The 11,866-nt window shown below is 66.0% G+C and carries 11 protein-coding genes and 1 pseudogene; 9 read left to right on the top strand and 3 right to left on the bottom strand.

Features of this window, described 5'->3' with window-relative positions; all coding sequences use genetic code 11:
- The first annotated feature begins 1 nt into the window (after position 1).
- The 3 genes from LRS08_RS10750 (at position 2) to LRS08_RS10740 (ending at position 1,864) form a co-directional block, all read left to right on the top strand.
- The gene (locus LRS08_RS10750; RefSeq protein ID WP_257843693.1) at positions 2 to 418 is read left to right on the top strand and encodes a MucR family transcriptional regulator; all 417 of its coding nucleotides are present in this window, start codon (positions 2 to 4) and stop codon (positions 416 to 418) included.
- A 161-nt stretch (positions 419 to 579) separates the two neighbouring features.
- On the top strand, positions 580 to 1,002 hold the full coding sequence (locus LRS08_RS10745) for a Fur family transcriptional regulator (RefSeq protein WP_260480705.1): 423 nt from the start codon (positions 580 to 582) through the stop codon (positions 1,000 to 1,002).
- A gap of 4 nt (positions 1,003 to 1,006) precedes the next feature.
- A complete protein-coding gene (locus LRS08_RS10740; RefSeq protein WP_260480704.1) occupies positions 1,007 to 1,864 on the top strand; it encodes a 1-acyl-sn-glycerol-3-phosphate acyltransferase in 858 nt (285 codons plus the stop codon).
- A 127-nt stretch (positions 1,865 to 1,991) separates the two neighbouring features.
- Here LRS08_RS10740 and LRS08_RS10735 read toward each other — a convergent pair whose 3' ends face one another.
- A complete protein-coding gene (locus tag LRS08_RS10735; RefSeq protein WP_374580388.1) occupies positions 1,992 to 2,750 on the bottom strand; it encodes a L,D-transpeptidase family protein in 759 nt (252 codons plus the stop codon).
- A 192-nt stretch (positions 2,751 to 2,942) separates the two neighbouring features.
- Between LRS08_RS10735 and LRS08_RS10730 the strand changes: the two genes are divergently transcribed.
- The 5 genes from LRS08_RS10730 (at position 2,943) to LRS08_RS10710 (ending at position 8,461) form a co-directional block, all read left to right on the top strand.
- On the top strand, positions 2,943 to 4,358 hold the full coding sequence (locus LRS08_RS10730) for a DUF3857 domain-containing protein (protein WP_260480703.1): 1,416 nt from the start codon (positions 2,943 to 2,945) through the stop codon (positions 4,356 to 4,358).
- On the top strand, positions 4,310 to 4,975 hold the full coding sequence (locus LRS08_RS10725; RefSeq protein WP_260480702.1) for a hypothetical protein: 666 nt from the start codon (positions 4,310 to 4,312) through the stop codon (positions 4,973 to 4,975). Before LRS08_RS10730 ends, LRS08_RS10725 begins: the two co-directional genes overlap by 49 nt.
- A 162-nt stretch (positions 4,976 to 5,137) precedes the next feature.
- On the top strand, positions 5,138 to 5,851 hold the full coding sequence (locus LRS08_RS10720) for a murein L,D-transpeptidase catalytic domain family protein (protein ID WP_260480701.1): 714 nt from the start codon (positions 5,138 to 5,140) through the stop codon (positions 5,849 to 5,851).
- Positions 5,852 to 5,906: 55 nt separating this feature from the next.
- Positions 5,907 to 6,413: a CinA family protein gene (locus LRS08_RS10715; protein WP_257843696.1), complete on the top strand. Its 507-nt coding sequence runs from the start codon at positions 5,907 to 5,909 to the stop codon at positions 6,411 to 6,413.
- The gene (locus tag LRS08_RS10710; RefSeq protein ID WP_260480700.1) at positions 6,413 to 8,461 is read left to right on the top strand and encodes an NAD(+) synthase; all 2,049 of its coding nucleotides are present in this window, start codon (positions 6,413 to 6,415) and stop codon (positions 8,459 to 8,461) included. Before LRS08_RS10715 ends, LRS08_RS10710 begins: the two co-directional genes overlap by 1 nt.
- On the opposite strand, the pseudogene LRS08_RS10705 reads toward LRS08_RS10710, so the two are convergent.
- Positions 8,454 to 10,033 (bottom strand): annotated as a pseudogene (locus LRS08_RS10705) (cisplatin damage response ATP-dependent DNA ligase). The gene LRS08_RS10710 and the pseudogene LRS08_RS10705 sit on opposite strands and share 8 nt — an antisense overlap.
- A gap of 141 nt (positions 10,034 to 10,174) precedes the next feature.
- On the opposite strand from LRS08_RS10705, the gene LRS08_RS10700 reads away from it, so the two are divergent.
- Positions 10,175 to 10,489 carry a hypothetical protein gene (locus LRS08_RS10700; RefSeq protein WP_257843698.1) on the top strand — a complete coding sequence of 105 codons (315 nt, stop codon included), beginning with the start codon at positions 10,175 to 10,177 and terminating at the stop codon, positions 10,487 to 10,489.
- Positions 10,490 to 10,520: 31 nt separating this feature from the next.
- On the opposite strand, the gene LRS08_RS10695 is transcribed toward LRS08_RS10700, so the two are convergent.
- A complete protein-coding gene (locus tag LRS08_RS10695) occupies positions 10,521 to 11,744 on the bottom strand; it encodes a phosphatidylserine/phosphatidylglycerophosphate/cardiolipin synthase family protein (protein ID WP_374581256.1) in 1,224 nt (407 codons plus the stop codon).
- Between the last annotated feature and the right edge of the window lie 122 nt (positions 11,745 to 11,866).

The raw sequence follows: 11,866 nt of genomic DNA, 5'->3' as shown, positions 1-11,866 counted from the left end.
AATGGACACGCAGAATGACATGCAGGAAACGCTGATCACGCTGACCGCGGATATTGTTGCGGCGCATGTCAGCAATAATAGCGTGGCAGTTTCCGATCTTCCGCTGCTCATTTCCAACGTTCACGGCGCACTCGCCAATCTGGGTAGTGCGAAGCCTGAACCCGAAGTGAAGAAGCAGGAGCCTGCCGTTTCGATTCGCTCTTCGATCAAGCCGGACTTCATTGTTTGCCTTGAGGACGGAAAGAAGCTGAAGATGCTGAAGCGCCATCTGATGACTCATTATCAGATGACCCCGGATGACTATCGCGCCAAGTGGAACCTGCCCGCCGACTATCCGATGGTCGCGCCGAACTATGCCGAACAGCGCCGCACCCTGGCGAAGAAGATCGGCCTGGGCACCAAGCGCCGCAAGCGCTGAAGTTTCCATATCGGATTTGCAGACGCCGGAGCGGATCACCCCCGCCCCGGCGTTTTTGCGTTGCGGATTGGTGGCACCGGCCCGGGACCGAACGCGCCGACCGGCACAGCAAACGCGCTCCGCCCCTTTTCCCCCGCCGCGGTTGCCGCTACACCGTCCCAATGAGCCGCAAGATCGATCTCGAAGCGCTGTGCCACGAAAAGGGCCTGCGCATTACCGAACAGCGCAAGGTGATCGCGCGCGTCCTGTCCGAAGCGGATGACCATCCCGACGTCGAGAAGGTCTATGCCCGCGCATCGGCGATCGATCCGGGCATCTCGATCGCGACCGTCTATCGCACGGTGCGGCTGTTCGAGGAGGCGGGCATTCTCGACCGCCACGATTTCGGTGACGGCCGTGCGCGTTACGAACCCGCGCCCGAGGCGCATCACGATCACCTGATCGATGTCGAAACGGGCAAGGTGATCGAGTTCGTCGATCCCGAGCTGGAATTGCTGCAAAAGCAGATCGCCGAGCGGCTCGGCTTCCGACTGGTCGATCACCGAATGGAACTGTACGGCGTCGCGCTCGAGCGCAAGACCTGAGGCAATGGCCGATGGCGTCGATCCGCGGCGCCACGACGCCGCCCTTGGGCTGCCGACCCCGCTGACCGCAACAGAATTGTTTCGATTCTGGCGGCGGGTCGGGCTGTTGCTGCTCGCGGTGCTGACCCATGTGCCGATGCATTACCTTTGGCGGCTGCTGCGCCTCCCCTCCCCGTGGCCGCGCTGGTTTCTGGGACGCGCCGGGCGGATCGCCGGGGCGCGGGTCGAGATCGTCGGCACGCCGTTGCGGCGCGACGTCTTTTACGTCTCCAACCATCTGTCGTGGATCGACATCCTCGCGCTGGGCGGGGCGAGCGGGACTGCCTTCGTCGCCAAGGCGGAGATCGGCGCATCGCCGGTTGTCGGATGGCTCGCGGGGCTCAACCGCACCGTCTATGTGAAGCGCGAGAACCGGATGGGGGTCGCCGAACAGATCAACGCGCTGCGCGACGCGCTCGCGGAAAACTGGGCGATCACCGTATTTCCGGAGGGGACGACCACCGACGGCAAGTCATTGCTGCCGTTCAAGACGCCGATGTTGCGCGTGCTCGAACCCCCGCCGCCGGGCGTGATGGTCCAGCCGGTTCTGCTCGATTATGGCGCGGCGGGTGAAGAGATCGGTTGGGTCGGCGATGAGGGCGGGATCAACAATGCGCGGCGCATTCTGTCGCGCAAGGGCAGCTTTCCGCTGCGCATCACCTATCTCGACCCGTTCGACCCGCATGACTTTCCCGGTCGCAAGGCGATCGCGGCGGAGAGTCGGCGGCGGATCGAGGACGCGCTGGTCGCCGCACTCGGCGGGCCGTTGCGACCGTTCGCCTGGTCGGTCGAACCGGTGAACTACAAGCCCACCGACAGTTAGTTGACCCGGCTAACGCCGGGTGCGGCACCGGCCCGCTCCCCACCCGGCCACCCATCTAGGATATTCTGCTTGGGCGGCCGGGTGGGGGAACGGGCCAGTGCCGCATTTCAGCGAAGCTGAAACAAGCCTAGCGCTTCCGCCGCGTCTTCTGCACCACCGGTTCCATGGGCGCGAAGACGACACCTTCAGGTGAGACCGACTGGCCGCCTGAAGCGGGGATGATCACATCGTTGCTCGACGTCACCACGTCATAATCGCCGGTGCGGAAAGCGGCATAGTCGGCGCGCAGAAAGGGCGGATCGGCGCGCTTCGCCATTTGCGTCGGCGGAAGGCGCGGCGCGCCGCGGCGGACGCGGGGATCGACGATCTCGTAATCCACGACCGAGACTGCGGTGCCGAGTGCGGTGATCCCGAACAGGCGTCTCGCAAACTCCATCGGGAAACGGATGCAGCCATGCGATGCGGGATAGCCGGGCAGCTTCCCCGCATGCAGCGCGATCCCGTCCCAGGTCAGCCGCTGCATGAACGGCATCGGCGCGTTGCTGTAGAGATTGGAGCGGTGATGCACCCGCTTTTGCAGGATGGTGAACTCACCCGCGGGCGTGCGCTTGCCCGGCTTTCCGGTCGAGATCGTCGAGGCCGCGATCAGCACGCCGTCGCGATAAACATAGGCGACCTGGGCGGGAATGCTGATCAGGATGGTGACGCCCGACGCGCCGCCCGCAGGCTGAAAAGCCGCGTCCTCGATCCAGGTCCACTGGCCGTTGCGGAGCAGGATTTCGGCCGAGCTATCCGCCGCTACCTCCTGCGCACCGGCCGGAACCGCCACGCACAGCATTAGGCCGAATGCCACTGCCCGCACTGTCCGCGCCATCGCAGACGCCATTCGCAAGACTCCATCGTTACGCGGGCGAATGCCCCACATATCATGGTTAACGCCGTTCAGGGCAAGGTGGTGCCGTAGCCCTTTCCCCCCGCACATCACGGAAATTTCCTAAGTACAGTGGGCTCGCCCCACCTGATTGGCGTTGCATCTGAAGCCCGCTGGGACATTATGGAGTGAAATCGGGGGGATAAGATGCGCCGTTTCGTTGCTCCGCTGCTGGTCGCAGCGCTGGTTGGGCCACTGCCTGCACTCGCTCAGGCGGATGGTGTCGGGCGCGGCCCGGTTCCGAATTGGGTGTCACCGTCCACGCCGCTCGCGGTTCCGGATAATCCCGGCGGACTGGTTTTCGTGCGGCGGCAGGACGTGCTGGTGCGGTTGGATGCCAAAGGACTGAACCAGCATCTTGGCTATCATTTCCGCATTCTTCACCCCAACGCCCTGCAGGCGGGCAATATTTCGATCGCATGGAATCCCGCACACGGGGCGCCGATTGTCCACATGGTCAGGGTGCATCGCGACGGACAGATCATCGATGTGCTCAAGACCACCAAGTTCGAGGTACTGCGTCGAGAGGATCAGCTCGAGGCGATGATGCTCAACGGCGTGCTTACGGCGGTGCTGAAGGTCGCTGACCTGCGCGTGGGAGATGAGCTGGAAGTTGCCTTTACCACGCGGGTAAGTGATCCCACGCTCGCCGGGCAGGATTCAGGTTTCCTGATGCTTGGGCCGAACCCCGCCCCAGGGCGCTACCGGCTCGGACTGAGCTGGGACAAGGGTCAGAAGCCCGCAATCAAGCTGACACCCGATCTGACCGGAGCCGCACAGCTGAGCGAGGACGGACTTGAACTCAAGTTCGACAACCCCGCCCTGCTTGTACCCCCAAAGGACGCACCGTCGCGGTACCAATGGCAACGGATCGTCGAATATAGCGACTTCGCGGACTGGAAGTCGATCTCACGCCATTTCGCGCCACTCTATGTCAGGGCGGCGAAGCTGGCCGATGGATCGGCACTCGCCCGCGAAGCCGACCGCATCGCTGCGGCGCATGCCGATCCGATGGAACGGGCGCGGGCGGCGCTGAAGCTGGTCCAGCAGGATGTCCGCTACATCTATGTCGGCCTGGACAGCGGCAATCTGACCCCCGCGACCGCCGAGGAAACATGGCAACGGCGCTATGGCGATTGCAAGGGCAAGACGGCCATGCTGCTCGCCCTGCTCGCCCGTCTCGGATCACGGCGGAGGCGGTGCTCGCCAACAACAACGGCAGCGACGACGGTCTCGACGCCCGTCTGCCCAGCCCGCGCATGTTTGACCATGTCCTGGTCCGGGCACGGATCGGCGATGGCATTTACTGGATGGACGGAACCTTGCCGTCGGCCGCCCCGCCGTCCACCGCGCCGATACTGCCCTATCGTTGGGTGCTTCCGCTCAGCGCGGAAGGCAGCGGGATCGAGGCGCGGCCGTGGTCGCCGGCACAGAAGCCGGATGAGACCCAGCTGGTCGATCTTGACGCGAGTGCTGGATTCGATGCGCCTCCCCGTGTCACCACGACGTCGATCATGCGCGGCATCAAGGGCCTGCAGCAGCAGGTCCAGCTGTCCGGGCTGACCCCGGGCCAGCTTACCGAGAGCTTTCGGCAGGAGATCGTCGGCGACACGTGGCAAAGCGTCGAGGATGTCAAATGGCGCTACGACACAAAGGCCGGGGCCAGCATACTCACGGTCACCGGGACATGGGCTCCAGATTGGGACGATGACGGCGGCGAGCGATCGATGGCGCTGCCTGGCGGCGGCTTCAGTCCGCCAGAGCGGCGGGTGCGCGCAGCGCAACAGGATCAACAGATCCCGTTCTACAAGGAGCCGAGTTTTACCTGCCATGTGACAACGGTGCGCGTTCCTGCATCCGCGCGGACAGGCGCCTGGACGACGCGAGCCGGCTTCGACACGCGCATGTTCGGGATCAACTATTACCGCGCCTTCGACGTCCGCCCGGAGTCGATCCGCATGGTGCGCGCCTCCAGGGTCGAGCAGCCGGAGATTGACGCAGATGCTGCGCGCAAGGACAATCAGCGAATCGCCGGGTTCGACAACAGCATGGGCTGGATCACCTATACGCCCGGTGCGGCCAAGACCGCGCCACCCGCAAAGGTCAAGGTCCCTGCGACAGATGAAGTGGATTGGGTCGCAGATTCGAACGCGTGCCTGGCACCCGCCACGAAGCCGTAAGCCGCGTTGATCGCCACGCTCGATTTGGCACAAGCTTCGACAAGGCGCTCCGACTCTGCGGCGAACCGACGCACAACCGTGGAGTCCCTTAGGACAGATCGGCCGCGACCTTTGCTATAGTTCACATCCGATAGGCGAAGTTTGTGGGGGCACAGAGGTCGCATGGACAAGATGATTGACGTTGCGGCATCCCGCCGCGCTTTCCTGAGGACCGCCGGCATGGTTGCGGGCACCGGCCTGCTCGCCGGATGCGCCGCGCGCAGCGTGACCACTGCGGTTCTCCCCGCCACGCCGGTTCCCGTGCCGCCACCGCCGGTCGCCACGCCAGTTCCCGCCGCGCCGCGCGCGGTCGCCAGTGCGCCGCGCGGCATTCGCCCCGAATTGTTCGAGCGCGCGGTCGCGGCGATGCAGCGCCATTCGACCCGCATCCGCCAGCAGGACCGGATCGCGATCGCCGATTTTTCGCTGCCCAGCTCGCGACTGCGCTTCCACTTCGTGGACATGATCAACGGCGCCACGCGCTCGATGCTGGTCAGCCACGGCATCGGGTCCGACCCTGAGCATACCGGCATGCTCCAGCGCTTCTCGAACGAGGTGAATTCGGAAGCGACCTGCGAAGGCGCGTTCCTCGCCGCCAACTATTATGTCGGCAAGCATCAGCTGTCACAGCGGCTGATCGGGCTCGACCCGACCAATTACAACGCGCTCGACCGCGCGATCGTGGTCCATGCCGCCTGGTATTCGAACCCCGAGATGATCGCCAAGCATGGCAAGCTCGGCCGCAGCCAGGGCTGTTTCGCGGTGGGTGAGCGCGACCTCGACACGCTGTTCGCGCTGCTCGGCGAAGGCCGGATGATCTACGCGACCAAGGTCTGAGGCGGAGCAACCGGCCCGCCCCACGCGTTGATCCCCCCACCATCGGGAGGATCGCATGACCGAAACGCTTCATCCGGCGCTGCCCGACGACGTTGATCGCGCCGCGCGCGACGTACTTCAGGCCGCCTGCGACGCGAAGCTGAGTCTCTCCACGGCCGAAAGCTGCACGGGCGGGATGCTCGCATCGCTGCTCACCGATGTCGAAGGTGTCAGCTCCGCGTTCGAGCGCGGCTTCGTGGTCTATTCGAAGGATGCCAAGTGCGAGTTGCTGCACATTGCGCGCGACACGGTCGAGCGTTGCAATGCGGTCAGCCGCGAGGTCGCGGTGGCGATGGCGGAGGGGGCGCTGGCGGCGAGTCACGCGGATATCGCGCTCGCCATCACCGGCTTTGCCGGACCCGGCGGACCTGATGACGAACCCGGCCTTGTCCACTTCGCCTGCGCCCGAAATGGCCGCCCGACCGCGCATCGCGAAGAACATTTTGGCGATATTGGTCGCGGACCGACCCGAATTGCCTGTATGCGCGTCGCACTGGAGATGATCGGCGAGGCGATAGGTTAGTGGCAAAGCACCGGTTCCACTCGATCCACGCGCATGGAATGGTGCGCGTCGGCGCGTGCACACCCAGCGCGAGCGCGGGCGATATCGCCGCGAACACCGCGTCGCACATCGCGCTGGCGAAACAGGGCGATGCGGCGGGTGCCGACCTGCTGCTGTTCCCCGAGCTTGGCATCACCGGATACGCGATCGACGATCTGCACCTGCAGGATGCGGTGCTGCGCGCCACGACGCAGGGCCTGGACGAGCTGATCGCGGCGAGCGCGAAGCTGAAACCCGTGCTGCTGGTCGGCGCGGCGCTGGAACGCAACGGGCGGCTGTATAATTGCGCGGTGATCATCGCACGCGGGCGGGTGCTGGGCGTGGTGCCCAAAAGCTATTTCCCCAATTACCGCGAATATTATGAGAAGCGCTGGTTTGCTTCGGGCATCGGCCTGTCGGGCACGGTCGAACTTGCTGGCCAGACCGCACCATTCGGCACCGACCTGATCTTTGCCGCCGCCGACCTGCCCGATTTCGTCTTCCATGCCGAGATTTGTGAGGATTTCTGGGGGCCGCTGCCCCCTTCCACCTTCGGCGCGATGGCGGGCGCGACAATCCTGTGCAACCTATCGGCCAGCAACATCGTCATCGGGAAGGCGCGCGAGCGGGCATTGCTGTGCGCGGCGCAATCCAGCCGCACCGCATCGGCCTATCTCTTCTCCGCATCGGGGCCGGGTGAGAGCACCACCGACCTCGCCTGGGACGGGCAGAGCCTGATCTATGAGCTGGGCGAACTGCTCGCCGCATCGGGCCGGTTCGACCTCGAGGACGAGCTGATCACCGCCGATATCGATGTCGCGCGGCTGCGGCAGGAGCGGATGCGCTTCGGCACGTTCAACGACAATGCCGCCGCCGCCGGTCATCCCGAGCAGCGCTTTCGCCGCATCGCGTTCGAGCATCAGCCGGGGTTCGACGATATCGGCCTCCACCGCGCGATCCGCCGCTTTCCGTTCGTCCCCAACGCGCCCGAAAAGCTCGACGAGGATTGCTACGAAGCCTTCAACATCCAGGTCGAGGGGCTGCGCAAGCGCATGGTCGCGACCGGCAATGGCAAGATCATCATCGGCATTTCGGGCGGGCTCGATTCGACCCATGCGCTGATCGTCGCGGCCAAGGCGATGGACCGGCTGGGCCGACCGCGCAGCGACATTCTCGGCTTCACCATGCCCGGCTTTGCCACCGGCGAGAGGAGCAAGGGCAATGCCTGGGCGCTGATGAAGGCGCTGGGCATCACCGCCGAAGAGGTCGATATCCGCCCGGCTGCGCGGCAAATGCTGACCGACATGGGCCATCCCTATGCGGACGGCGAGCCGGTCTACGACATCACCTTCGAGAATGTTCAGGCCGGGCTGCGCACCGATTATCTCTTCCGCCTCGCCAATCAGCGCGGCGGGTTCGTGCTGGGTACTGGCGACCTGTCGGAGCTGGCGCTGGGCTGGTGCACCTATGGCGTCGGCGACCATATGTCGCACTACGCCGTCAATGCCGGCGTCCCCAAGACGCTGATCCAGTTCCTGATCCGCTGGTGCGTCGCGACCAACCAGTTCGACGCGGAGACCGATGCGGTGCTCGACGCGATCCTGGCGCAGGAAATCTCGCCCGAACTCGTCCCCGCCGACGCCAGCGGCGCGATGCAGAGCACCGAGGCGAAGATCGGTCCGTACGCGCTCAACGATTTCTTCGTCCATTATGTCGTGCGCCACGGCCTCGCGCCGTCGAAGATCGCGTTTCTGGCATGGCAGGCGTGGAAGGATGCCGATGCGGGCGAATGGCCGCTGGGCGTGCCGCCGCACCAGCGCGTCGCCTATGACCTGCCCACGATCCGCCACTGGCTGGAGAGATTCCTGATCCGCTTCTTCGCGCAGAGCCAGTTCAAGCGCAGCGCGATCCCGAATGGGCCAAAGGTGTCGGCCGGCGGCGCGCTCTCCCCCCGCGGCGACTGGCGCGCGCCGTCGGACGGCGTGGCGAGGCCGTGGCTCGACGAGCTGGAGGCGAACGTGCCTACGTAGCCAGCCGCTCCAGCCCCGCGATCGTATCCGCCTCATGCGCGGGTTTGTCGGTGCGGATGCGGCTGATCCGCGGGAAGCGCATCGCGAGGCCCGATTTGTGCCGCTTGGATGCGTGGATCGAATCGAACGCGACCTCCAGCACCAACGACTTCTCCACCTCACGCACAGGGCCGAAGCGCGCAACGGTGTGGTTGCGCACGAAGCGGTCGAGCCATTTCAGCTCTTCGTCGGTGAACCCGAAATAGGCCTTGCCGACCGGCAACAGCTCGCCGCCATCGGTCCATGCGCCGAAGGTATAGTCGGAATAGAAGGATGAGCGCTTGCCGCTGCCGCGCTGGGCATACATCAGCACGCAATCGGCGGTGAGCGGGTCGCGTTTCCATTTGTACCACAGCCCGACGCGCCGCCCGGCGACATAGGGGGAGATCGCGCCGCTTGAGCATCACCCCCTCGATCGCCGCGTCGCGCGCACCGGCGCGCAATTCTTCGAGCGCGGCGAAATCCTCCGCTTCGATCAGCGCGGAGACATCGAACCGCTGTGGGTCGAGCGGCGCGGCGAATGCCTCCAGCCTGGCGCGCCGCGCATGCCACGGCAACTCGCGCAGATCCTCTAGGCCATCGAACAACAGGTCGTACAGCCGCACGAACGCCGGAAACTCCGCCAGCGTCTTCGCCGACACGACCTTCCGTCCCAAGCGCTGCTGCAACGCATTAAAGCTCCCTGCCTCACCCCCCCTGCGCCTCGCCGCGCACCAGCAACTCGCCGTCGAGCACGCCCGGCGTCGCGAACGCGCTCGCCACATCGGGGAAGCTGGCGGTGATGTCGTCGCCCGCACGGCTGTAGAGCCGCGTCTCGCCCGCGACGTGGACGATCTGGACGCGGATGCCGTCCCATTTCCATTCGGCTGCATAGTCGGCAAGGTCGACCTGCGTCTCCTCCAGCGGGTGGGCGAGCATGAATGGGCGGAACACCGGGACGTCGGTCGTGGTCGGCTGTGGCCCGCGCCCCTCGCCCCAGTCGAACAGCGGGGCATAGGGCGGGGTGAGGCCGTGCCACACCTCCTCCACCGCCTCGACATCGACCCCGAACGCCTCGGCGAACGCGGTTTTGGCAAGCCGCGCCGACACCCCGACCCGCAAGCCGCCGGTGGCGAGCTTGAGCAGGGCATAGCGCTCGTCCGCCGCCAGCCGGTCGAGCATCGCGCCGAGCGCGGCGGGCGCGTCCGAACGCGACAGGCTGGCAAGGCGGTCAACCACCGCTCCGAGCGTCAGCGGTTCGGACTCGGGCGGTGGTGTCAGCGGTTCGGGCCAGATCAGCGCAACTGTCTCCGCCGTGTCGCCGACGAAATCGCGGCTGAGCCGAAACAGCACCGGATCGACCCGCTCGCCCACCAGCGCGCGGATCACGGCGGGTTTCACCGCCGGCAGGTCCAGCGTGCCGGTCAGCGCGGCCAGCCCCCAGCCGCGATCGGGGTCGGGCGTTTCGCGCAGCCACGCGCCGATCAGCCGCAGCTTCGCATTGCGCGATCGCGTGTAGATCAACCGGTCGAGCAGGTCGGCAAAGGCGCGCATGGGCGCTCAACATGGCGCGATGCGACCGGTTCCGCCAGCGCCGCGCCAATCCCACTCGCGAAGCTCCCGGCTTCACGCTAGCGTCAACCCACCGGAAAGGTCGGTGCGCGATTCTGCGCGCGCCGTGGGAGGGATTACCAGATGAAGACCCTGTTGCTTGCCGTTGCGCTGTCGGCCCTGCCGCTCGCCCCCGCTTCGTTCGCGCAGGACGCCGCCGCGCCCGCCGCGACCGCAGCGACCGCCGCCAAGTTCAACCTCGACACCCCGATCCAGGACATCGTCGCCAATCCGGCAGCAAAGGCCGCGTTCGACGCCGCGCTGCCCGGCGTTTCGACGCATGAAAGCTATGAAATGTTCAAGGGCATGAGCCTCAACCAGCTCAAGGCCTATGCCGCCGACAAGCTGACGCCGGAAGTGCTCGCGAAGGTCGAGAAGGATCTCGCTGCGGTGGAGTGATGGCTTGGCCCCGGGCGCGCGACGTCCGGGGCTAATCCTCGCGGGTCAGGTTGAGCGATCGGGTTACCCGATAATCGAGCACGCCGACCACGAAATAGACCGCCGCCTGCATGATCCGCGTCCACCAGCCGGTGCGCGCGCGATGCAGTTCCCGCGTTACCTCCAGCGAGCGGGCGACCTCCGCATCGACATAGGCGCGGACGTGATGCGCGAACCCCGGATCCTCGATCCGCAGCATCACCTCGAGGTTCAGAAACAGGCTGCGCATGTCGAAATTGGCCGATCCGATCTGCACCTTGTCGTCGATCACGAACAATTTGGTGTGCAACTTGGTCGGCAGATATTCGAACACCCGAACGCCGCGCCGCAACAGCCCGCGATAGGTGAAGCGCGCGGCGTGCAGCGTCAGATGATTGTCGGTGATCGACGGCACCACGACCCGCACCTCCCCGCCCCGCCGCGCCGCGCGACCGAGGCGCAGCAACATTGCGGGACTCGGGAAGAAATAGGCGGCGAGGATGTCGATCGTGCGCGCGCCCTTCATGTCGCGGCGCACCGCGCGTGCCCAAGGCGACAGGCGCCGCGTCGGTCCGCCGAGCAGCCAGCGCAATTGTCCCTCCGGCTCGCTCCACTGCTTGAGCGCACGGCGCAGCACCCGCATCGGCGCGCGCGGTCGCACTGTCCAGCGCCATAGCGCGTCGAAATAGCCGGTCAGCCGCGCCGCGGCCGGCCCCTCGACCAGCAGCCCCAGGTCGCGCCATCCGTCGCTGCCCGGCGCGCCGAAATAATCGTCCTGGATGTTGAACCCGCCGATGATGATTCGCGCGGTATCGCCGCTCTCGCCATCGGCCAGCGCGATCTTCTGGTGGTTGCGCAACAGATAGCGCCGCCCCAGCCGCGGTACGAAGAAGCACACCCGCCCGCCCGCATCGCGGAGCGGTGCGAAGAAGTCGGTGTCATAGGCCGGATCGCTGCCCAACCCGTCGACGATCAGCGTCACCTCGACCCCGCGCGCGACGGCCGCGACCAGCGCGTCGCGCATCTGCTCCCCCACCGTATCGTCGGTGTAGATGTAATAGAGCAGACGCAGCGAATGCCGCGCGCCCGCGATCAGCCCGAGCAGCGCGTCGAGTCGGCGCGGCCCGGTGTCGAGCAGTTGCAGCCGACTGCCCGCGATCGCAAAGACCGGCTGGGGCGGCGGTTCGGGCGGCAGGCCGGTGGCAATGGCGGGCGAGGGATCGGGGGCCGGCTCCATCCTCATGGGATTGCACCCTTTGTCCCGACTGCGCCAGCCCCGCCGGGCATCGGGCGATTTCCTTGACTCGGCGGAGGACACCAACTAGATGGCCCCCCTTTCCTGTATCTCTGCCCAAAGGA

Source organism: Sphingomonas sp. J315 (genome assembly GCF_024666595.1).
Classification (GTDB): domain Bacteria; phylum Pseudomonadota; class Alphaproteobacteria; order Sphingomonadales; family Sphingomonadaceae; genus Sphingomonas.
Note: the sequence above shows the minus strand (reverse complement) of the source record. Positions and strands in the feature narration are given on the sequence as shown.